This window comes from Helicobacter turcicus (genome assembly GCF_019711685.1).
GTDB classification, from domain to species: Bacteria; Campylobacterota; Campylobacteria; order Campylobacterales; family Helicobacteraceae; genus Helicobacter_D; species Helicobacter_D turcicus.
This window is the reverse complement of record NZ_JAIGYQ010000003.1, coordinates 87333-109524: the sequence shown is the minus strand read 5'-3', so window position 1 is coordinate 109524 and position 22192 is coordinate 87333. Positions and strand designations below refer to the sequence as shown.

20 protein-coding genes are annotated in these 22192 nt (G+C 36.3%); 10 read left to right on the top strand and 10 right to left on the bottom strand.

Translation table 11 applies throughout. The annotated features are described in order from the left end of the window. Positions 1-162: 162 nt before the first annotated feature. The 5 genes from K4G57_RS03250 to K4G57_RS03230 are packed head-to-tail and all read right to left on the bottom strand — an operon-like array spanning position 163 to position 3728. A complete protein-coding gene (locus K4G57_RS03250) occupies positions 163-1059 on the bottom strand; it encodes an ATP-binding cassette domain-containing protein (RefSeq protein WP_221531747.1) in 897 nt (298 codons plus the stop codon). Further along, positions 1056-1730: a molybdate ABC transporter permease subunit gene (modB, locus tag K4G57_RS03245; protein ID WP_221531746.1), complete on the bottom strand. Its 675-nt coding sequence runs from the start codon at positions 1728-1730 to the stop codon at positions 1056-1058. Before modB ends, K4G57_RS03250 begins: the two co-directional genes overlap by 4 nt. Continuing rightward, positions 1730-2149, bottom strand: coding sequence for a molybdate ABC transporter (locus K4G57_RS03240; RefSeq protein WP_221531745.1), 420 nt, complete (start codon positions 2147-2149; stop codon positions 1730-1732). Before K4G57_RS03240 ends, modB begins: the two co-directional genes overlap by 1 nt. Continuing rightward, positions 2142-2906: a molybdate ABC transporter substrate-binding protein gene (modA, locus tag K4G57_RS03235; protein WP_221531744.1), complete on the bottom strand. Its 765-nt coding sequence runs from the start codon at positions 2904-2906 to the stop codon at positions 2142-2144. The genes K4G57_RS03240 and modA overlap by 8 nt, the downstream gene beginning before the upstream one ends. 9 nt (positions 2907-2915) lie before the next feature. After that, on the bottom strand, positions 2916-3728 hold the full coding sequence (locus K4G57_RS03230; protein ID WP_346727930.1) for a TOBE domain-containing protein: 813 nt from the start codon (positions 3726-3728) through the stop codon (positions 2916-2918). Between the two features lie 159 nt (positions 3729-3887). Between K4G57_RS03230 and K4G57_RS03225 the strand changes: the two genes are divergently transcribed. The 3 genes from K4G57_RS03225 to leuB are packed head-to-tail and all read left to right on the top strand — an operon-like array spanning position 3888 to position 5681. Beyond that, positions 3888-4103, top strand: coding sequence for a hypothetical protein (locus tag K4G57_RS03225; protein WP_221531743.1), 216 nt, complete (start codon positions 3888-3890; stop codon positions 4101-4103). Between the two features lie 8 nt (positions 4104-4111). Beyond that, positions 4112-4624, top strand: coding sequence for a 3-isopropylmalate dehydratase small subunit (locus K4G57_RS03220; RefSeq protein WP_221531742.1), 513 nt, complete (start codon positions 4112-4114; stop codon positions 4622-4624). Beyond that, on the top strand, positions 4611-5681 hold the full coding sequence (leuB, locus tag K4G57_RS03215) for a 3-isopropylmalate dehydrogenase (RefSeq protein ID WP_221531741.1): 1071 nt from the start codon (positions 4611-4613) through the stop codon (positions 5679-5681). The genes K4G57_RS03220 and leuB overlap by 14 nt, the downstream gene beginning before the upstream one ends. A 114-nt stretch (positions 5682-5795) precedes the next feature. On the opposite strand, the gene K4G57_RS03210 is transcribed toward leuB, so the two are convergent. Continuing rightward, positions 5796-6212, bottom strand: coding sequence for a universal stress protein (locus tag K4G57_RS03210; RefSeq protein WP_221531740.1), 417 nt, complete (start codon positions 6210-6212; stop codon positions 5796-5798). 130 nt (positions 6213-6342) lie between these two features. On the opposite strand from K4G57_RS03210, the gene selA reads away from it, so the two are divergent. Genes selA through K4G57_RS03190 form a run of 4 tightly spaced genes read left to right on the top strand, consistent with a single transcriptional unit; the run spans position 6343 to position 11876 of the window. Next, positions 6343-7755: an L-seryl-tRNA(Sec) selenium transferase gene (gene selA / locus K4G57_RS03205; protein WP_221531739.1), complete on the top strand. Its 1413-nt coding sequence runs from the start codon at positions 6343-6345 to the stop codon at positions 7753-7755. Positions 7756-7764: 9 nt separating this feature from the next. Further along, positions 7765-9597, top strand: coding sequence for a selenocysteine-specific translation elongation factor (selB, locus tag K4G57_RS03200; RefSeq protein ID WP_221531738.1), 1833 nt, complete (start codon positions 7765-7767; stop codon positions 9595-9597). Between the two features lie 14 nt (positions 9598-9611). Next, complete coding sequence (locus K4G57_RS03195) at positions 9612-10631, top strand: nitrogen fixation protein NifS (protein WP_221531737.1); 1020 nt, start codon at positions 9612-9614, stop codon at positions 10629-10631. 9 nt (positions 10632-10640) lie between these two features. Then, entirely contained in the window at positions 10641-11876 is a 1236-nt protein-coding gene (locus K4G57_RS03190; RefSeq protein ID WP_221531736.1) for a molybdopterin molybdotransferase MoeA, read from the top strand. On the opposite strand, the gene K4G57_RS03185 is transcribed toward K4G57_RS03190, so the two are convergent. Further along, complete coding sequence (locus tag K4G57_RS03185; protein WP_221531735.1) at positions 11871-13379, bottom strand: Na+/H+ antiporter NhaC family protein; 1509 nt, start codon at positions 13377-13379, stop codon at positions 11871-11873. The two genes, K4G57_RS03190 and K4G57_RS03185, sit on opposite strands and share 6 nt — an antisense overlap. A 116-nt stretch (positions 13380-13495) precedes the next feature. On the opposite strand from K4G57_RS03185, the gene K4G57_RS03180 reads away from it, so the two are divergent. Further along, a complete protein-coding gene (locus K4G57_RS03180; protein ID WP_346727931.1) occupies positions 13496-13669 on the top strand; it encodes a hypothetical protein in 174 nt (57 codons plus the stop codon). A gap of 246 nt (positions 13670-13915) precedes the next feature. Here the strand turns inward: K4G57_RS03180 and K4G57_RS03175 are convergent, their stop codons facing one another. Both K4G57_RS03175 and K4G57_RS03170 read right to left on the bottom strand, forming a co-directional pair. Continuing rightward, entirely contained in the window at positions 13916-15301 is a 1386-nt protein-coding gene (locus K4G57_RS03175; protein WP_221531733.1) for a cation:dicarboxylate symporter family transporter, read from the bottom strand. Between the two features lie 110 nt (positions 15302-15411). Further along, the gene (locus K4G57_RS03170) at positions 15412-18051 is read right to left on the bottom strand and encodes a phosphoenolpyruvate carboxylase (protein WP_221531732.1); all 2640 of its coding nucleotides are present in this window, start codon (positions 18049-18051) and stop codon (positions 15412-15414) included. Positions 18052-18203: 152 nt separating this feature from the next. Between K4G57_RS03170 and K4G57_RS03165 the strand changes: the two genes are divergently transcribed. Further along, a complete protein-coding gene (locus K4G57_RS03165) occupies positions 18204-19394 on the top strand; it encodes an aspartate aminotransferase family protein (RefSeq protein WP_221531731.1) in 1191 nt (396 codons plus the stop codon). Between the two features lie 478 nt (positions 19395-19872). Here K4G57_RS03165 and dapF read toward each other — a convergent pair whose 3' ends face one another. Then, complete coding sequence (dapF, locus tag K4G57_RS03160; protein WP_221531730.1) at positions 19873-20610, bottom strand: diaminopimelate epimerase; 738 nt, start codon at positions 20608-20610, stop codon at positions 19873-19875. Positions 20611-20749: 139 nt separating this feature from the next. Here dapF and K4G57_RS03155 point away from each other — a divergent pair, with 139 nt between their 5' ends. Further along, entirely contained in the window at positions 20750-22138 is a 1389-nt protein-coding gene (locus tag K4G57_RS03155; RefSeq protein WP_221531729.1) for an SLC13 family permease, read from the top strand. The last annotated feature ends 54 nt before the right edge of the window (positions 22139-22192 follow it).

The following is a 22192-nucleotide window of genomic DNA, read 5'->3' as shown; positions in this document are numbered from 1 at the left end:
TTAAAATTAACATACATTTTGCAATAACATTATAAATCTTTATAGCTTTTACTTAGAAAAGAGCTGTTAGCAAATTTTAAAGCTTTTTGATTTTCACACAAACTTTTATCAATTGCAACACTTAATGTCTTTTTGTTCTACACTAATCTGTGCGCTAGATCATTAGAGATTCTTAATCTGCGCCACTACCGGATTCCACGCTTTAGAAGCAAGAATTACAGAATCGCCACTCTTTAGATTCCGCACTTCCTCTTCTTGTGCAGTGATTTGTGCGATTTCATTACCAATTAGCACACTTAAAATATACACTAGTCCGCTCTTTTTAATCTCTAGCACCACTCCACTATGGCGGAACTTCCCACTTGGCATATCTTCTAAAAATACACTGCTTGGACTTCCTTGCTTTGCTATGCGCCCTTTTTCAATGCAAAGCACAAAATTTGAGAGAAAAAACACTTCACTAAAATTATGGCTAACTAGAAATGTAGTTAGATTAAAATGATGATGAATCTTTAGTAATTCCTTTTGAAGTTTATACGCCATCATAGAATCCAAAGCAGAAAATGGCTCATCTAAAAGTAAAATCTCTGGACTTCTAACTAATGCTCTAGCCAATGCAACACGTTGTTGCTGTCCGCCACTTAACACATTAGGTTTTTGCTTTGCTAAAGCTTGCAATTCTGTAATCTCTAATAACTCTGCAACCTTTTTCTTATCCACTCCCTTTGGCAAGGCAAAATACAGATTCTCCTCCACACTCATATTTGGAAATAGGGCATAATCTTGAAATACAAAGCCAATAGAACGCTTTTGAGGAGGAAGATTAATAGAGGGCTTACTAGCTCCTTTTGTGCGCTCAAACCATAATGTATCTCCTACTTGCACACGCCCAAAATCTGGTTCTACTAACCCTGCTAAAATGCGCAAAATCGTTGTTTTTCCTGCTCCACTTTTACCAAAAAGCGTAATTAAATCCTGCTCTTTAAAAGCATAATTCACCTTTAGCACAATCTCCCCTTGTGCGCTTAAAAGACGCTTTTGAATGTCTAAAACAATCACTTCACGTCTCTTTTATTTAAATAAAATGTCAAAAGCAAAATAGAAAATGTTATGACAAATAAACTCAAAGCATATTGATGTGCTAGAACGTAATTTAGAGATTCTACTTCATCATAAATTGCAATACTTGCTACACGCGTAACGCCTTCAATATTCCCCCCAATCATCATCACAACTCCAAACTCACCAATAGTGTGCGCAAAAGTTACTACAACCCCAACAAGTAAAGAGCGCGAAATATTAGGCAATAGCACAAAACAAAGAATCTTTACACGACTTTTTCCAAGCGTTAGAGCCGCTTCAAAAAGTGATTTTGGCAAAGAAGAAAATCCTGCTTGAATCGGATTCACCATAAAAGGAAGTGAAAAAATCACCGACCCTACAACCAATCCCTCAAAACTAAAAACAAGCTTTAAATTAAATGTCTCTAACAAAAACTTCCCTAAAACACTTTGCGGACTGAAGGTAATAAGCAAATAAAATCCTAAAACACTAGGAGGAAGCACTAAAGGCATTGAGACAATTGCTTCTAAAATGGGTGTGATTTTGCTTTTATTAAAAGCTAGAAAATATGCAAGTGGAATCGCAAGAAATAGCAACACAAATGTCGTAATCAACGCCACTTTTAGCGTTAAGAGCATTGTGATAAAAAAACTCTCAAAATTTTGCATTATACATACAACATTACAGCATTTTCAGGGATATGCCACTCCACACAATCGCCCTTTTTAAGAACATTTTGTGCGACAAAATCTAGTGGGCATAATGCTGTAATTACATTAGATATAACATCAGTTTTTAACACAAGTCTTGCAAAAAGTGTGTCCATCTCTATCCCTAAAATCTCACTCTTAAAAGTATTATGCACACCTTTTAACTCTAACCCTACAATCACATTACTTTCTTTAAAACCTATTTCTAAGGTTTTATTTAAAAATGGCTCTAAAAATACGGAATTCTCCAGCAATAGCACACTAAGCATTTGCGATTCTGTATTTTTAAAACCACTTCCTCCACTTAAGCGCACATAAAGGCGTAAAATGCCCTCTTGTGCGCTAAAATATACAAACGTTCCTTTAAGTCTATTCAACACTATATCCAAACTTTACAAATTTTTCTTTTGCGCTTTTGCTTAAAATATACTCTTTGAAATCTTTAGCAAGTTTAGAATCTTTTCCATAATTTGTAATCACAAGAGCTTGTTCAATGGGCTTATAAAGCTTCTCATCAATAGCAACAAAACTCATTGTTGGCGTGTTAATTCCACTCTCTCCTAGCATTGATAAAGCTGTAAAACCTACTTCTGCATTTTTGGATTCCACATAAGTTGTAGCTGCTCCTATGCTCTCTCCTGTTACAAATTTATTTTGCACTTTTTCTAGCATTTTTGTTGCCTCTAATGCTTCCATTGAAGCCCGACCATAAGGTGCAACTTTAGGATTTGGGATTGCAATATGTGTAATTTTTGGATTCAAAATATCCCCAAACTCTTTAACTTTGAAGTTTGTATCATTGCTCCAAAACACCAATTTTCCCTTTGCATAAATCTCTTCCTTGCTAGGGGCTAATTTCTCTGCATAAAGTTTTGCAGGATAACTAACATCTGCTGCAACAAATAAATGCGTAGGTGAACCATTTTTAATCTGTGCATACGCCTTGCCGCTAGAGATATAAGAAATTGCAATACTATCGCCCTTCTTATCTGCTAAAAAATCGCCCTTAATCTCCTCAAGCACATACTTTAGAGAAGCTGCTGCTAGGACTTTTATCTCTTCTGCTTGTGCATTAATACTAAAAAACACACCACAAATTCCAACCATAACTGCTTTTTTAATTTTATTCAACATTTTTTCTCCTTAAATTCCTAAAATTACATTGTTTGCCTTAAAGCCAAACCACACTTGTTGTCCAATTTTTAATGTAAGAGTTTCTTTAGAATCCTCTGTTACCACAGCACTTAGCTCTACTCCATTACAATTGATACGAACTTCAGCATTGACTGCACCCTCTTTTAAGGTGCTTATTTCTCCACAGAGACAATTACGTAGTGAGATTCCTTTTGGTTCTTGCGTGAAAATCACAATCCAATTTGCTTTAATTAGTGCATAAGCCTGCATTCCCACTTTTAAACCTAACTCTTTTAAAGAATGCAGAGTTATTGCGCTAACAATTTGCATATTCTCTTTGATTTTTAGTGTTACTTCAGCATTCACAGCTCCTTCTTTAATCTCTAAAATCTCTCCTAAAAGTTGATTTCTTGCACTAGTTTTTAACAAGACGTTTCTCCTTACTTCATTGATGGATTCTTTTGTTTTGCCAAGCATAGAATCCCAAGTCTCTAAATCTCCCTCAAAAAGAGTGTAAAGCTCCTCTGAAATTCTCTCCATTTCTCGAAAAATCCGAATTGCCTCTAAGCCTTTTTGCGTAACTTGAGTTCCGCCACCACCTTTACCGCCTGTTACACGCATTACAAGAGGTTCACTTGCCACCTTATTCATTAAATCTATGCTATCCCAAGCCGCCTTATAACTCATTTTCATTTCTTTTGCAGCTTTTGAAATAGAACCACTTTTTACAATACGTTCTAGTAGCTCAATCTTTCCATGTCCTAGAAAGTTTTTATCTTGCTCCTTAATCCAAATGCGCCCTTTTACTTGCAAATTCCACACTCCAACACCAAATTTGTTTTTGCGAAAATAAACCGAATTATATTATAATATATAACGATTGTCAATAATTTGCGAATGTGGAATCTCTATGAATCTTAAGCCATTTTTAAAAAGTTTTGAAAAATTCTTTTGCTATAATGCCTTGCACAAGGAGAGAAAATGACAATTATTAATCAAGAAACGCGTGATATTTTGGTAGAGAATGTCAAGGTTACACCAGAAAACTTAATCTTAGGAATAGAACACTCTCTAATATCAAACGACATAGAAGCGCAAAGAGTATTTTTCTTAAAAGTGCCAGAATCTTGCAAGAAAGCACTTTTTAGTAAAGATTGGTATTGGGATGGCTCAAAACTCAAGCCTTACACAGATTAAGGAAAAATATGAAAGCAATTAAAAAAGCTAAAGCTTGGAAATTTGGGGATAACATTGATACAGACTTAATTATTGCTGCACGTTACTTAAACACAACCGATTCTGCAATCTTAGCTTCACATTTAATGGAAGATGCAAGAAATGGGTTTGTGGATTTAATTACACAAGGCGATATTATCGTTGCAGGAGAGAATTTTGGCTGTGGATCAAGCCGTGAGCACGCACCTGTGGCAATTAAAGCGGCGGGTATTAGTGCGGTCATTGCAAAAAGTTATGCACGCATTTTTTATCGCAATGCCTTTAATACAGGGTTGCCAATTTTAGAGATTAAAGAAGCAGATTCCATTAATGAGGGCGATATTTTAGAAATTGACTTAAAAGATGGCACAATTAAAAACCATACACAAAATTGTAGCTACACATTTACTGCAATTCCCCCTTTTATGCTAGAGCTATTAGAAAGCGGAGGGTTAATCCCTTATGCAAAAAATAAGCTAGGAGACAACAATGCAAACTTATAAAATTGCCGTGATTAAGGGTGATGGAATCGGACCTGAAATCATTAATGAAGCACTAAAAATTTTAAAAGTTATTGCGGAGAAATTTAACTTTAACTTAGAATTTGAAGATTTTTTAATGGGTGGAATCGCTTATGATTTAACAGGCTCTCCTTTGCCGCAAGAAACTATTGAGGGTTGCTTAAAGGCAGATGCTACGTTGTTTGGTGCAATTGGTGGAGAAAAATGGGATAATCTCCCTAGAGAATTGCGTCCTGAGAGTGGATTATTGCATTTAAGAAAAAGTTTAGAAGTTTTTGCGAACTTCCGTCCGGCTAAAGTTTATGACGAACTTGTAGAAGCTAGCACACTCAAGCCAGAAGTTATCAAAGGCGTAGATATTCTTGTAGTGCGTGAGCTAATTGGTGGAATCTATTTTGGCACACCAAAGGGGCGTGATAAAGATAGAGGATTTAACACGATGGTTTATAGTGTTGATGAGGTTAAACGCATTGCACACACCGCCTTTAGCGCAGCAATGAAACGTAGTAAAAAAGTCTGCTCTGTAGATAAGGCAAATGTGCTTGATGTTAGCCAGCTATGGCGTGAAGTTGTTAGTGAGGTGGCAAAAGAATATCCGCAAGTGGAATTAACACACATGTATGTGGATAATACAGCAATGCAACTAATTCGCAATCCTAAGCAGTTTGATGTCATTTTAACAGGCAATCTTTTTGGTGATATTCTAAGCGATGAGGCAAGTATGCTAAGTGGCTCTATCGGGTTACTTCCTAGTGCATCTATTGGAGGAAAAGCGGCAATTTATGAACCAATCCATGGAAGTGCGCCAGATATTGCAGGACTAGGAATTGCAAATCCTATTGCAACAATTGCAAGTGCAGCAATGATGCTTCGTTACTCTTTAGGGCAAACACAAGCAGCCACAGCAATTGATAGTGCCATTGAAGAAACGCTTAAAGAAGGGTTTCGCACAAAAGATATTGCAAACTATGGAGCAAAAGAAGTCTGCAGTTGTGAGCGTATGGGAAGCGTTATTACAGAAAAAATTGCAAAACTCTAAGCACAAGTTGAATAAAAGTTAAATCAGATTCTATAAAGTTAAATCCTAAAACTAGAATTCGCTTCAACTTCAAAAGAATTTCTATTCTAGGTAAGCCCTAGAATAGATTCCATATTACTTCACTATTAAAATTGGAATCGGAGATTTTTCAGAAAAGTCGTTTTGATTAGAAGAAAAAATCTTGTTCCAAAAGTTTTCTTCACTCTGCCCAATTACTAGCAAATCAAAATCTTTTGCATAATTTAGCACTTCTGTAACTGCTTCACCCTCCAAAAGCTTTTGACTCACATTGACACCTTTATTTGTAAAAATTGCACTAAAATCTTCTAGTAGCTTATCACTCTCTGCATTTTCTTTTTTCTCAATCTCTTCATACGCTGCAAGTGCCGCCTCTCCATAAAGCATAATAGGCGTTTTTACATGGATAATGCTAATTGCGCAATCCTCTCTATCTCCAAAAAAATTCACCACAAACTGCGCTGCCTTTTGACAAGATGACGTTCCATCAACGGCAAACAGAATTTTTTTCATCGCAAATTCCTTACATTTTAAAATGGTAAAAATTATAGCAAAACTCATCAAAAAACTTATAAATTCACAGAAAATAAAGCAATAATGCGCTACCTTTTACCAAATTAAATGCCTAAAAAGAGAGTGTTTTATGCAACAAGAGAGCCAAAAAGACATTCAAGACCACTTGCGAGATTCCTTGCAAGATTCTTTACAACATATCCCAAAAACAGATAAACTTCTAAATGCACTAAATGCGGAACTTAAAATGGTAAATCCAAGTCTTTTAAAGCGCATAACTTTAGAGTTTTTAGACGCCTATCGTCAAGAGTTGCTAGAAGGTGGGGTTTTGCTGGACTTTAGCACTTGTGTAAAGCGCATTGTAGCAACATACCAAAATGCAACACAAAAGTCTTTAAAGCCGCTAATTAACGCCACTGGAATCGTCGTGCATACAAACTTAGGACGTAGCATATTTTCAGAGGAAATTTTAGAGGAAATCAAACCCATTTTAACCCAATACAATAACCTAGAATACAACCTTCAAAAAGGTTCACGAGGAGAGCGCTATATCCATTTACAAGGGCAATTTAAAGCTCTTTTAGGCGCAGAAGATGTGCTTGTTGTTAATAATAATGCTGCGGCTGTGTTTTTAATCCTAAACACTTTTGCTAAAGGCAAAGAAGTAATTGTATCTCGTGGTGAATTAATTGAGATTGGTGGAAGTTTTCGGATTCCACGTGTTATGGAAGACTCTGGTGCTATTTTACACGAAGTTGGCACAACAAATAAAACGCATTTTAAAGACTATCAAGAAGCTATTAGTGAAAATAGTGCAATGCTCTTTAAGGCACATAAATCTAACTATGCAATTGAGGGCTTTAGCGAAGAAGTAGGATTTAATGAGCTCGTAAAACTTGCACGTAAATACAATCTTATTGATTATTACGATTTAGGGAGTGGTTATTTTAGTGTTTTGGATTCCGTATTTACAGGATATGAACCATCTTTAGAAACAATTTCCGCACTAAATCCAAGTCTTGTAAGTTTTAGTGGAGATAAGCTTATAGGGGGCGCACAAGCTGGGATTATCTTTGGGAAAAAAGCACTCATAGACAAACTTAAACAAAACCAGCTTTTAAGAATGTTGCGAGTGGATAAATTCACTATTGCCGCCCTTGAGGCAACACTTAGCGCATATCTTAAGGGAAATATAAAAGTGATTCCAACTGCACAGATGCTTCTAAGAGACAAAGAATCCCTGCATGCTCTAGCACAAGAACTAGCAGCACAGATTCCGCCTAATTTTAATCCTCAAATTATTGCAACCAAAAGTTATAGTGGCGGAGGGGCAATGCCAAGCCATTATTTAGAATCTTTTGGCGTGGCGATTTTTGCTAAAGATTTAAGTGTTCTAAAGCTTGATGAAACAAAGCTTGAACAGCATTTTCGCCGCTATGGAATCATTGCACGTTTAGAAAACTCTGCACTCATTTTGGATATGCGCACGCTTTTTAAAAGCGATTTTACGCGCATTGTGGAATCTCTAAAAGCTCTCCTATAAAGGAACACTATGCACACAAATCTAATTATTGGCACAATGGGGCATATTGACCATGGAAAAACTAGCCTAATTGCCGCACTCAATGGCTTTTGGGGAGATAGCACCATAGCTGAAAAAGAACGTGGAATCACACTAGATTTGAGCTTTTCAAATCTCACACAAGGCGAGAAAAATATTGCTTTTATTGATGTTCCAGGTCATGAAAAACTTGTAAAAAACATGATTGCTGGGGCTTTTGGAATTGATTATGCAATGCTTGTAATAGCTGCAAATGAGGGCATAATGCCACAAACCATAGAACACTTAAGAATTGCGTATTTGCTAGGAATCACGCAATATATTGTCGTTCTTAGCAAATGTGATTTAGTGGGAAATTCTGTGTTAGATGGGCGCAAGGAAGAAATTACCGCACTTTTTTCTAGTTTTAAAGGTTTGCAATACCGCATTTTAAGTGCTTCTATCCACGATAAAAACAGCATTGTAGCAATTAAAAACACGCTTTTTTCACTCCCTAAAAAAGAACACGTCAATTTAGGATTTTTTCGCTATTACATTGATAGAGTTTTTACGCTTAAAGGCTCTGGTTGTGTCGTTAGCGGCACACTAATGGACGGAGATTTAAGCTTACAAGATAAAATATGGTGCGCTCAATTAGAACAAAATTTTAGCATTAAAAACCTCCAAAGCCATGGCAAAAATACAGAAATCGCACACAATGGAGCACGTGTAGCAATCAATCTAGGTGGAATCTCGCATCACAATCTTAAACGGGGTGATTTGCTAACCAAAAAGGGCTATTTGCGTGGATTTGATAAAGTTGAAGTGGAGCTAGAAAGCTTTGAGAATATAGAACACAATAGCGAGGTAATGCTGTATCTAGGAGCACTACGTACGAATTGTCGTGTGCTGTTGTTGGATTCTAACAAAAAATTTGCCACGTTAAAAACCAAAACTCTGCTTTTTAGCATTTTTGATGAACGTTTTATTTTGCGTGATGACAACAAAACACTAGGGGGAGGCAGAATCCTAAGTCCAATCGTAGATCCGATGAAAAAATCCCAAAAACTGGAATATCTAAAACTTCTAAGCAATGGCGACTTTAAAGGAGCATTTAATATTTTACTCCAAGCACACAAAAGAGGTTTTGGACTAATTAGTGCAATACAGCGCTTTAGGATTTCACAAAGCAAAGCACTAGAAATTGCCAGAGAGATTCCACATTGCTTTGTGTGTGAAAAAGAATTAATTGCCTATCCAAAGACTGCTAGGGAGCTTGTAAAAGACGTGATTGCAAATATTTTAACCAAAAATCCAAATGCACTGCTAAGTGCTGCACTTCTAAGCCAAAAACAAAGCTTTATTGCTGAGAGATTTGCATTAGATGTGCTCAATGAACTTTTAGAGCAAAAAGCATTGCATAGGGTGGAATCCTTTTTTGTAGCCCCTGAAAACTCTGCAAATTTAGGGGACGCACAAGATGTGGAAAACTATCTCTACGTCACGATTTACAACACCTTACACAGCCAAGACTACGAACCGATTGCACCTTATAATCTCTATGATAGCCTAGATATTGATAGAAAAAGTGGCGATATGATTTTTAAACGTTTAACACGGGAAAAAAAGATTTTACGCCTAAGCCATAAGCTTTTTATCTGCACTGAACATTTAACTAAGCTTTTAGAGCTTATGCGTTCTATCATTGCAAAAGAGGGATATTTGGATATTAATAATTTCAAAAAACACCTTAATTTAAGTCGCAAATATCTCATCACCTATCTTGATTATCTTGATAGCTTTAGTGATATACAAAACAATAATGGCAAACGCACGCTAAAATAAGCAAAAGGAATACAATGCTAGATAACCTCCAAAATCCCAAGTTAAATTCAATGCTTAATGCACACCTATTCTCCACACACACTCCAAACTACCAAGCCATAACTCCCACACATTTGCAAAAAATCCGTCAAGATAATGCAGAACTCTGCGCCCTTTTAAACACTCAAATTGCGCGCCCTTTTAGTTTTAACGTAGAATCTTTTTATTTTCTTTTGCACACTCTCTCCATGCACTACAAAATTGCCCTTGCTCTAAGCAGCCACAATCTCTTATATCAAGCCTATTTACTTTTAGGAGATGAAAACAATATTATCCCCTTACTTCCTGATTCCACGCTTGGTTATATCACAGAATCGCAGATTAAAGAGGCACACAATAAGGGAGCAGACTGCTTTATTTTGCCACAGATTAACGAAGACATTCTAACCCAAAATACTCTAGAATCCCTGCCAGAAAATGCACTAAAAATTATAGATATTAGCTATACAATCCCTTTAAATCTCCCTTTGCCTAAGGCAGATATATTCCTTTTAAATGGTGAAAATCTAGGTATTATGCGCCCTTTTGGAATCTTAGCATCCCACAACACAAGCTTTTATGGAATCCCTAGTATTTATTTGGAAATCCAAAATCTCTACGCAACCTTTAAAGAAGCGATTCTAAATCAACACACTAAAGCTAACACACAAGATCTCTCTCAAAGCTTTTTTCACAGCCTCCAAGCAAACTTAAATGAGCAGTGTTATTATTTCTACCAAACACCCCCAAACACCTTATGTTTAGGACTAAAAGGCATAAAAGCTAGAAATCTTATCCAAAGCCTGATTTTTGATGGAATCCATATTATCAATGGGCAGGAATGTCTATTTGGCTTTAGCCAACCCTCTTTTGTCTTACGTTTAATGGGTTACACAGAATCCCAAGCAAGAGAGCTTTTAAGCCTAAGCTTTTTAGAAATTTCTCCAAGCTTAATCCCGCAAACTGCGCAAAAAATTGCGCAAAAATATCTCCAATTGCGACAACTTCAATCTTAAAGGAATCCCATGCAAACTTTACAAGAAGCTAAAACAATCCTACACGATGTTGCTAAAGCATATAAAAATACAAACCAAAGCACCGAGATTTTGCCCCTTTTGCAAGCTCAAAATAGAATCCTAGCCCAAGACATTTATGCGCAAAAATCTTTGCCAAGCTTTGATAATAGCGCAATGGACGGCTATGCTCTAAATGTTAAAGATGCTAACAAGATTTTAAAAATCCAAACAAGCATTTTTGCAGGAGATAGCAAAGCAGTTACACTAGAACCTAGAGCATGTGCGAAGATTATGACGGGAGCTAAGATTCCACAGGGTGCTAATTGTGTTGTGCCTTTTGAAAGCATTGAGGGGGGCTTTGGTAACACCACGCAAATCACAGCACCAAAAGATTTAAAGTCTTTTGCAAACATTAGAAGAGAAGGTGAGGAAGTTTTACAAAATTCTTTACTTCTAATGCGTGGCACACAGCTTAGTTGCGACACACTTACACTTCTTGCCACACAAGGAATTAGCAATGTGCATGTATTTATGCCTTTAAGCATTGCGATTTTCACAAGTGGCAATGAACTAAAAGAGCCTTGGGAAGAGGCGAACTCCTATCAAATTTATAATTCTAATGCCACAATGGTGCAAAGCACTTTACACTCTTTGCATTTTAATAGCAAATATTGTGGAATTTTAAAAGATAATCTTAGTGCGATAAATGGTGCACTGCAAAGCTCAAATGATGTGATTTTTACCACAGGAGGCGCAAGTAAAGGTGAAGCAGACTTTATGCGCAAAGCTTTAGAGCAAAATGGCGCAACACTCCTTGTTGATGGCGTAGATATAAAACCAGGAAAACCCATTATGATAGCACATTTAAAAGAGAAATTTATCATTGCACTTCCGGGAAATCCCTTAGCTGGTAATGTAATGCTTAGAGTGCTAATCCTTCCTTTTTTGCAAGAACTAAGTGGCGCAAACGCATATTATCCAAACTACATTACCCTAAAGGCAAAAACTTCCCTGAAGAAAAAAGCACGAACAGAAGCACTTTTAGCGAAAATTGAAAAAGATTGTGTAAGCTTTATAAAAAATGGAAAATACGGCTCTGGAGAAGTTACACCAATGGCACAGAGCGATGCACTTGTTATTTTAGATTCCGATCTTACAGAGATAAAAGAAGGTGATATGTTAAAAGTCTTGCCCTTTTACGCCCCTTTTAGCACAGAAGCACAAGAATATATAAACCGCTCATAAATTTAGGACATTCTTTCTAAAGGCTCTTTTATACAACCAAAATAGGACAATTAAAGCCGGGATTCCAAAAATATATCCCACAAGCAAACTCTCAAAATAACCGGCAACTCCAAAAGAAAGCAGAGCAATAAAGGCAACACTTGTTGCATAAGGAAATTGTGTAGCAAAATGGCTATGCACGGAGCAACCCGCTCCTGTGGCTGATAGAATCGTCGTATCAGAAATTGGCGATGCATGGTCTCCATAAACAGCACCAGAAAGCACTGCGCACACCGCAAGGTTTAGATCCACATCATTGCTTAATGCAATTCCCGCTCCAATGGGAAGCATAATTGCAAATGTCCCCCAGCTAGTCCCTGTGCAAAATGCGATAAAACTAGAAGCGATAAATAAAATCAGCGGAATTGCAATGTAAGGAGATAGTGCGCCACTGCTTAAAATATCCTTGCTTATGTTTGCAAGATACACTCCTGTTTGCAAATCGCCCTTAATCACAGGTCCAATAGCCCATGCAAAAATGAGAATCAAATTTGCAGGCAGCATTAACAAAAAGCCATCTTTAAGGATTAGTCCATACTCGCACAAAGAGATTCTATTAAACGCTAACACCACAGCCACAAAAAGCGCACAAGCTCCACCCCAAAAGAGAGCAAAACCTGTTTGTGCCTCCGATAGCATTGCAATTAAATCAAAATTTCTAACCACACTATATCCACTATAAAAAATAAAAAATCCTACAAACACGAATAATGCACCAAGTGGTAAGAGCAAAAGCCATATATTCCCACCATTGTGTTCTTTTATCTCTTCAAACTCCTGCACATCAATATTTTGGTATTTCACCATTTGAGGCAAATTTATTTGCCAAAGAATTGTCAAAAACACTCCAAGCAGAGCAAACCATGCATAAAAATTCCCAGCAATACTATTAGCTAACACATTAAAACTTTTATCTGCCCCAAAAATACCCCCCATAATCCCCAAAATATAAGCCCCCCAACTTGAAATTGGCATTAAAATACAAATAGGAGCGGAGGTAGAATCAATAATATATGCTAAACGCTCACGACTTGAATGATTGACATCATTAAGAGGACGCGCAATTTGCCCAACACTTAATGCATTGAAATAATCGTCAATAAAAATCACAATCCCAGCAATAAATGCTAAAAACTCTGAACTTCTAGGACTATTCACTTTGCATCTAGCCCATGTTACAAATGCAGAAATCCCGCCAGAGCATTTCATAAGCTCTGTTAAAACACCAAGCATTACCAAAAATCCAAAGACATAAATTGCCGAACTTTGCACCTCTCCATCACTATAAAACACAGAAGAAATTCTTTGGGATACATAGCCAAAAATGCCTAAAATACTATATTCAAGCATAATTCCTGCAATTACGATTCCAATAAAGAGGGATAACACCACGCGTCTTGTGATAAATACTAAAACAATCACCACAACAGGCACAACAAGGCTTAAGGCAGAATCCGCATACATTTTCACTCCTTTTAAACCCACAATTCTAACCTATGCAAACGCTATTTTTCAAGTGCGCAGTCAATTTATACTTTCTAAGAGCATATTAAGATAACTCCCAAATAAAGTTATTATTGGTGAGTTTATCGGCGATTAAAGATTTAGCACTTGTAAATAGTGCAAACTGGTGCAAAATAAGCTCAACCTTAGCTAAAAAATACATTGTAGAATTTGGCAAAAAGCAAGACAAAGGACAATCAGATATAAAAACAACAACCAAAAAATTTTTAGCCACCATGCAAAGTCGCTAATACTATCAAAAGGCAAATTTGCAAGGAATGCAGAGCAACAAACACTGCAAAGCGAAAAAGTAAAACTATTACCCTTATTTACAAGAAAATATAGAATCCTTACAAAAAATTCTTGAAAAATATGGTAAATACAGCTTTGTAGCACAAAAACACTAGAGATTTAAAGCAAATTCTAGCAGAACCCATAACAAGATTCCGCAATAGAATATCTGCACATTTCACACAAAGAATAATCCCTATTTAAGCTTAACTCTTATAGATATTTTTATCCAATGCTTTAAGATTTTTTGCTGTGCAAAGTGCGGAAGTCATGGCTCCTGAAACATTACTTGCTGTGCGCGCCATATCCACAATAGGATCCACTGCTAAAACAAGGCTAAGTAGCATAAAATTTTCTCCAAAACCAATTCCTGCAAGCATAATAGAAGCAGCCATTGTAGCACTTCCGGGCACTCCAGCAATTCCAAGTGAGCCAAGCACTGCAACTAAAACGATCATTAAAGCAAAGCTAAAATCAATTTCCACTCCCAATAAACTTGCAACCAACACTGCAGCCATTGCAGGAAAATATCCCGCACAACCATTAAGTCCAGTTGTTGTGCCAATACTTGCAACGAAATTAGCCACCGCTGATGAAACTCCAAATTTATCTTGCAAAGTAGAAATATTAAGCGGCAAAGTTGCCACGCTTGAACGCGAACTAAAAGCAAAAAGCAAAACAGGAAAGGCTTTTTTGATATAAATAAAAGGGTTTAACCCTTGAGAGAGTAGCAACACAAAATGCACTCCAAACATTACAAACATTGCTACATAAGTCAAAATAATAAAAATCCCCGCCGTCTTAATCGCCTCAAAACCATTACTCAAAATAACATTTGCCATCATACACACCACAGCATAAGGCATAAAGTGAATCACTATTCCGGTCATTTCCATCATAATGGCATAGAAAGTTTTAACGCTATTTTTAAAACTCTCAAAAGATTTTTCATACTCTTCTTTCTTGCTAATATGTTTTGCGCAAATTCCAATCAAAAAAGCAAAAATCACTATGGCAATGATATTTTCTTTACTCATAGCATTAATGATATTGCTAGGAATTAGATTTTGTAGGATACTTGTTAATGTTGTGATTTCTCTAATTTGTCTTGCCCCTTCATCTAAAACTACATTTTTTCCTAAATCAAACACAACTGCTAAACTTAAGCCTATAATTGCAGCTAAGGCTGTGCTAAAAAGTATCCAAAAAAGACTAACACCAAGCAAAGAGGAAATTTTCATATCTTTATCAATTTCTATAATAACCTTTATAATACAAGCAAATATCAATGGAATCACTAGCATTTTAATAAACGCTACAAACACTGCACTAAAAAACCCAAACCAATGCTTCGCTTCTGCATACCAAAGAATTTCCCTTGCCTCATTTACACTAGGATAATCCGCTAAATACTGCAAAACAAAGCCCAAGAAAAGCCCAACACAAAGAGCAAAAAGCATTCTTAAAGAAAAGCTAATTTGCTTAGCATACATTTTTTTGATAATAAAAAAGATTCCAAAAAGAACTGCTAAAATCATCAGAATTTGTGGGCTAGAGAGTTGCAAAAAATGGCTAAAAAACGCATAATCCATAAAAATTCCTTTCTTAAATTGAAAACTTTCAAAGCCGCAATTGTAGTCTATTTAAAACAATTTACAGCTCTTAAACAAGAAATTTTGCATTCATTTATGCGCAAATAAAATCACCCTGTATTTTTAATCCCTTGCGCAATTCCAACAATTGTTGTAACAATTTGTTTTGCGATACGTTCCTTTTGCTCAGGATAACGCGCTTCCCTATAAGCACGCATTAGATAAAGCTGAAAGAAACTTAAACGCGTTAAAAATGGCTTTCTTAGTAAAATAGATTCTCGCACTAACTTCTCACTCTCTAGCAAATACTTCTCATTGCGAACATACAATAACCACTCTAAAGTGCGATGATACTCTGTCTCAATCATACCCCAAATTTCCTTGCGCAAATTCACATCCTCCACAAAGGCATTATAATGTTCTGCAATCTCCAAATCCACTTTCAAAAAAGCTTGTGAAATATTATCAATGGTAGTTTTAAAGAACAAATTCTCTTGATAACACCGCCTTAAAACCCCCCTATCTCCACACTCTCTAAATGCCGCATCCAAACCACTTCCAAGCCCATACCACGCGGGGATAATTGCACGATTTTGCGTCCAAGCAAACACCCATGGAATCGCACGCAAATCCTCCACATTTTGCGTATCTTTACGCTTACTAGGACGTGATCCGATATTCAACTGCTGAATAAAATAAATGGGTGTAGCACTTTTAAAATACACAATAAACCCTTCTGTTTCATACACAAGCTTGCGGTAAGTCTTATAAGATTCTGCGCTAATCTTTTGCAAAATTGATTCAAAATCCATACCCTGCTTAATCTCCATTCCAAACTTATCATACACAGACTTCTTAAGCAAAGTTGCAAGCGCACTATCAAAGCTTGATTCTGCCTTTTTGGGATTTAAATACTTTCCACTAATCACCTCACCTTGCTCTGTGGTCTTCAAAAATCCAGCGACACTATTTGTTGGTGATGAAAGTAGCGCATCTTCTAGCGCACCTCCCCCACGACTCACACTTCCACCACGTCCATGGAATAATCTAAATTTAATCTTTAGCTCATCTTCTAACAAAATCAAATTTTTAATAGCTTGCTTTAGTGAGTAATTACTAGCAAAGATTCCACCATCTTTGCTAGAATCAGAATAGCCAATCATAATTTCTTGATAATTTTTGTGTGATTGTAGGTATTCTGCATAATGTGGATTTGCGCATAATTCACGCAAGATTCTAGGTGCAAGCTCCAAATCACCAATGGTTTCAAAAAGAGGTGAAATAGAAATGCGTGTTTTCTTGCCCTTACACCACAAGCCACTTTGCTTTGCAAACCACAGCACACAGAGTAAATCATTTGCACTTTGACACATTGAAATAATGCAAGAATCCATAATATTATCACTAATCCTATCTTTTGCCCATTTGAAATTCACAAAAGCTAGAATCATCTCTTGTGTCTGCACACTTAGTTTGCCATAGAGTGTGTTTAAATCTAGCAGTGGTGCTTTAAGAGCAACGTTTAACACCCTTGTGCGCTCACTCTCTGGCAAAAGCAACAAATCCCCTTGCACATATCCCAAATGCGAAAAAATCTCTGCAAGCGCATTCCAAAACACATCTCTATGCTGACGAAAATCTAGTTGCATAAGATGGAATCCAGCTAGAAGGGCTAGATTTTTTAGTTCTTTTAAATAAATGCTACTGCGCTTATCAAGGGATTCTATCATCATATCAATATCTTTAATAAACTCTTTAGAATTCGCATACATATAAATTTTATTTTCATTAAGCGAAGCTTGAGGCAAATTTAGTGCGAGAATTCTGTTTTGAAGCTTTTGTCGCATACAAGTGAGTTTCGCACGGAATGGTTCTTGCAAAAAAAGCTTTTTTGCCATAGTATCTAAATGTTCTTTTTCCACCTCTAAACTCTCTAAAAGTGCGCGGGATGGCTTGATGAATTCTTGAGCAATAGATAACTCACGACCTAGCTTATCAATACGTTTTAAATACTGATGGATAATCGTCTCATGTTGACGTTTCATCACTTCTAGCATTACAGCATTTGTAACATAAGGATTCCCATCCCTATCACCCCCTATCCAACTTCCAAGACGAATAGGGGATTTTTTTAATTCTTCTTTATCTCCTAGCTCACTTAATGCTTCTTGCACTTCTTTTAGCACATTAGCACCACTTCTTAAAATTGAACTTTCCATAAAATAAAGCAAATTATCTAACTCAAAAAGCACTTCTATCTTTTCACTGCGGACAATATGGCTATTCCACAACAAATTTAGGCGATATTTCAAATGCTCTTTAGCATTTTTATCTCCTAGCTTAAACCACGTTTCTAAGTCATCACTCATCTCATGGTAGCTCTCTAAAAATGTCCTGCGCAAGGATTCTGTGGGATGTGCGGTAAATACAGGATAGAATCGGATTTTTTTAAGCACGGCTTGAATATCTGCATCGTCATATTTTTGCGCCCTAAGTTCAGCAATAGTCTCTAAAATCGCACCTTTTTTTATCCTGCTTAGATAATAACGCTCATCAACGATATTTAAAAGCAAATGGTAGAGAGTGAAAGCTTTAATAAGACTTGAAATATCCTCTGCGCTAAGCGCATCTAAGTTCGTGTCCTTTCCATCTTTTAATGCTACAAATAGGGGACAAATCTGCGGTGCAACAGCATCTAATTGCTCACATATTAATGTAAAAATAAACTCAATTTCTTGTGATTTATCCATTTGCGATTCCTTTTACCTAAAGTTTGAGAAATTATAACGCTTTTATATAAATTCCTTAGAAAAATTTATATTAGAAAATTAAAGTTTTTGTAAGTCTTACTAAAACTTTAAGTTGGTAAAATGTTTAAAATTTCTTTAATGAAGGCTAATTAATGGACGCACAAACTCTAAAACAAATGGATTTAGACTATGTTTTACACACCTACGCACGCAATTATGTGCATTTCGTGCGTGGAAGTGGTGCGCACTTATTTGATGAAGATGGCAAGGATTATATTGACTTTGGCTCGGGAATTGCTGTATGTAGCGTGGGACACGGCAATAAACGCTTAAGCAAAGCACTTTATAAACAAGCACAAAACCTAATCCACACATCAAATCTCTATCTTATAGAGCCACAAGCAAAACTTGCTAAAAAACTTGTAGAACTTAGTGGTTATGATATGCGTGTGTTTTTTGCAAACTCTGGAGCAGAAGCAAATGAAGGTGCGCTAAAGATTGCTAGAAAGTTTGGTGAGATTAATGGAGAATTAAAACGTTACCAAATCATTACTTTAGATTCCTCCTTTCATGGACGCACTATAAGCACTCTAAAAGCCACAGGACAAAACAACATGCACAACTATTTTGGTCCTTTTCCCGATGGATTTGTGTATGCAAAAGATTTAAGCGATATTCCAAACAAAATTAGCAATGTAACTTGTGCTGTGCTTTTAGAACTTGTGCAAGGAGAAGGAGGAATCACACCATTTGACAAGAAAGAAGTGCAAAATCTAGCTAAATTTCTAAAAGAAAAAAACGTTCTTTTAATGGTAGATGAAGTCCAAACAGGGATTTACCGCAGCGGAGAGCTTTTTGCCTCCCAAGTGTATGGGATCACTCCTGATGTTATCACCACTGCAAAAGGACTTGCTGGAGGAGTGCCAATTGGAGCAGTGCTAACAAATCTAAAAGATATTTTCTCTCCAAGCGACCATGGAAGCACATTTGGTGGAAACTTCTTATCCACAAGTGCTGCTTTAGAGGTGCTAGAGATTCTAAGCGCACTTAAAGTAAGCGGGGAACTAAATAAAACAATCACATACTTTTCACAAAAACTCCAAGACTTACAAAAAAAACATTATGCAATTTTCACGGAGGAAGTTGGCTTAGGGCTTATGCGTGGGCTTAGAGTAAAAGATGCAGAAACACTAAATACATTTTTGCAGAGTGCTTTTAACCATGGTGTTTTAGTGCTAAAAAGTGGCAAAAACACGGCACGTTTTTTACCTAGCCTCACCATTACAAAAGCAGAAATTGACTTAGGTTTTAAGCGTTTGGAATCCTGTCTAAAGACACTTTAGAATTTCAACTCTTTTATAGCTTAAAAATGCTTAGTCGCCCATCAAGAACCGCTCTTTTGGGAAATACACTTTTACCCAAATTTACAAAATACTCATAAGAATTGCGAATTAATACTTAATACCAACCTTGCTCTACTAGACAAATGACATTATCCACAAAAATTCTAGTTTTACATAAAGCAATTTTAAAGCATAGACAAAAGGACTCTTAAAAAACCTAAAAATACCTTTTAAAGCACATCTTAACACTTTAGAGCATTAAATTTTTACTTAAAAAATTGCTTTTTGTTAGGTTTTGCATTATTTACCTTTTTGATTTTTAGCTTTTATGAAGAATACTAATACAAGTTGAAGCCCATGTAAATTTAGAAATAAAAGTAGCACAAAGCAACAGATTAAAAATTATGCTTAAGGATTTGGGCGTTTATTCTCATTAATGCTTTTAAGACTTAGCTACAAAAACATTTAAAAACACAAATTAATACACAAAATCACAGATTTTATGCACTTTCCCTTTGAGATAAAGTCTCTGTTGGTATTCTCTTAGAAACAAATCCTCTTTGCTTGCAGGATTAAAAAGGCAAGGATTTGGAATCTTATTAGCAGAAAGCAAATAATAAAACATTGCTGCCATTCCTGTTCCACAAGCTAACGTTTCATCTTCTACCCCGCGTTCAAAGGTGCGCGCAATGACTCTATCTTTCTCTATGGTAGCAATATTGACATTCGCATTATATTTATGGCGCAAAAAGCGCAGATCCTCCTTGCCTAATTCACCCTTTTTCTCACACACTAAATGCGGCACTCCAGTGTCAATTAATGCCCAAGTATTGCCAAACTCACAAATACTTTCTTGTAACACCTTTACTCCGCTTAACGCACTTTCCACTTCTTCGTTTTCTATGGTCGTATCAATCACACCTGCAAGAGTTAGGAATCTCTGTTTGACACCTGCAATTCCTAAATGATACGCATACATTGCTGCTACACGACTTCCATTGCCGCACATTTGCGCCACACTGCCATCACAATTATAAAATTCCCATTCAAAATCATATTCCAAGTGTGGTTTTAAGATAATCAAACCATCTGCTCCAACTCCTTGGTGACGATTACAAATCCTTTGTGCAAGTTTATCAAATCCGTGGGGTTGCATACCAAAAATATGCGTAATAATAAAATCATTGCCACTTGCGGAATATTTGCTAAAAAACATAATATCTCCTTGAAATTTAGAATCCTTGCATTGCATTTTGACGATACAAACATTTCTCTTTCTTTACAAAATATTGAATTTGCGATTCTATCTATTTGTTTGCTATTATTATAGCTAGTTTTCTCCAAAAGGATATTTTATGGAATTTTTTCTCGCTTTTGTGGGCTTTGCTTCACTTATTTTAATCGTCTATCTTCTTCTAACAGACAAAACAACCCCATCTGTTGCGTTCATTGTCGTTTCTGGTATTAGCGCAATTTTGCTTGTTTTGTTAGAAATAAATTTTCATCTAGGAATCGGAAGTCTCTTAAAAGAAAAGTTTGACATTGCATATTTTGCGAAAATGGAAAATCCTATTTTTGATTTTGATGCACTCAAATATTTTATTCGGCAAGGAATCAATAGCGTAAGCTCCACAGCGGTTTTATTTATTTTTGCGATTTTGTTTTTTGGGCTTTTAAATGAAGCGGGGGTTTTTAATGCAATGATTAATTATTTGCTAAAATTTAGCAAAAACAATGTGTATAGCATTTGTATTTTAACGGTGATCATCTCTGTTGTTGCACATTTAGACGGATCTGGAGCATCTAGCTTTTTAATCGTAATTCCCGCTATGCTACCCATTTATGAAAAACTAGGAATGCGCAAAACAACATTAATGACGATTATGGCGGCTTCACTTGGAGTGATGAATCTCCTTCCTTGGGGTGGTCCTACATTGCGCGCAGCAACTATTATCAATACAGAAGCAAATGAGATTTGGCATCAACTCATTCCAATTCAAATCACAGGGCTTTTATTAGCTCTAGGTGTTGCGATTCTCCTAGCAAGACAAGAAATCAAAAGAGGAGCTGGGAATATTTTAGGCAATGAGAATTTTCACCAACTAGAACTTGGTGAGCACCACACAAGCAATAGATTCTTTTTAAATATTCTCCTGCTCTTAAGTATTTTAGTGCTTCTAATTGCAAATATTTTTCCGAGCTATTTTTTATTTATGCTTGGATTCTGCTTTGCTTTATTTATTAATTATCCCAAGCTAGAGGTTGCACAAAAACTCATTGATAAATACTCTAAAAGTGCAATTTTAATGGCAACAACACTTTTTGGAGCTGGAATCCTTATTGGTGTTTTTGATAAAACAGGAATTATGAAAGTAATGGCAAATGTGATTTTGGAGATTTTACCTGATTGGGCTTTAATCCTAATTCCTCTTATCGTAGGAATTAGTGCTGTTCCTATGGCTTTGATTTTCTGCACAGATTCCTACTTTTTTGGCATTATGCCCATTGTTGTTGGAATCACTTCTGCGCTAGGAATCGACCCAATGAGTATCGCAATTATTATGGTTGTCGCTAGAAATTGTGCGACTTTCATTTCTCCTGTTGTCCCCGCAACTCTTTTGGGTTGCGGAATCAGTGGAGTTAGCATTAAAGAACATATTAGTAAAAGCTTCTTTTGGGTTTGGGGTATTTCGCTTATTTGTTTGGGTGTGGGAGCAATGTTAGGATTAATTCACTTCTTCTAGTGAGATTCGGGGGAAAGGGGAATTTAGAAGAATCCCCCCTCTGCTTGATAAAGA

What these genes read in the sequence shown, in the direction of transcription:
- K4G57_RS03185 (WP_221531735.1), bottom strand. Translation starts at nt 13,379, where the DNA reads ATGTATGCGGATTCTGCCTTAAGCCTTGTTGTGCCTGTTGTGGTGATT.
- K4G57_RS03175 (WP_221531733.1), bottom strand. Translation starts at nt 15,301, where the DNA reads ATGGATTATGCGTTTTTTAGCCATTTTTTGCAACTCTCTAGCCCACAA.
- K4G57_RS03220 (WP_221531742.1), top strand. Translation starts at nt 4,112, where the DNA reads ATGAAAGCAATTAAAAAAGCTAAAGCTTGGAAATTTGGGGATAACATT.
- K4G57_RS03165 (WP_221531731.1), top strand. Translation starts at nt 18,204, where the DNA reads ATGGACGCACAAACTCTAAAACAAATGGATTTAGACTATGTTTTACAC.
- K4G57_RS03155 (WP_221531729.1), top strand. Translation starts at nt 20,750, where the DNA reads ATGGAATTTTTTCTCGCTTTTGTGGGCTTTGCTTCACTTATTTTAATC.
- leuB (WP_221531741.1), top strand. Translation starts at nt 4,611, where the DNA reads ATGCAAACTTATAAAATTGCCGTGATTAAGGGTGATGGAATCGGACCT.
- K4G57_RS03210 (WP_221531740.1), bottom strand. Translation starts at nt 6,212, where the DNA reads ATGAAAAAAATTCTGTTTGCCGTTGATGGAACGTCATCTTGTCAAAAG.
- K4G57_RS03170 (WP_221531732.1), bottom strand. Translation starts at nt 18,051, where the DNA reads ATGGATAAATCACAAGAAATTGAGTTTATTTTTACATTAATATGTGAG.
- modA (WP_221531744.1), bottom strand. Translation starts at nt 2,906, where the DNA reads ATGTTGAATAAAATTAAAAAAGCAGTTATGGTTGGAATTTGTGGTGTG.
- K4G57_RS03195 (WP_221531737.1), top strand. Translation starts at nt 9,612, where the DNA reads ATGCTAGATAACCTCCAAAATCCCAAGTTAAATTCAATGCTTAATGCA.
- K4G57_RS03190 (WP_221531736.1), top strand. Translation starts at nt 10,641, where the DNA reads ATGCAAACTTTACAAGAAGCTAAAACAATCCTACACGATGTTGCTAAA.
- selB (WP_221531738.1), top strand. Translation starts at nt 7,765, where the DNA reads ATGCACACAAATCTAATTATTGGCACAATGGGGCATATTGACCATGGA.
- dapF (WP_221531730.1), bottom strand. Translation starts at nt 20,610, where the DNA reads ATGTTTTTTAGCAAATATTCCGCAAGTGGCAATGATTTTATTATTACG.
- modB (WP_221531746.1), bottom strand. Translation starts at nt 1,730, where the DNA reads ATGCAAAATTTTGAGAGTTTTTTTATCACAATGCTCTTAACGCTAAAA.
- K4G57_RS03225 (WP_221531743.1), top strand. Translation starts at nt 3,888, where the DNA reads ATGACAATTATTAATCAAGAAACGCGTGATATTTTGGTAGAGAATGTC.
- selA (WP_221531739.1), top strand. Translation starts at nt 6,343, where the DNA reads ATGCAACAAGAGAGCCAAAAAGACATTCAAGACCACTTGCGAGATTCC.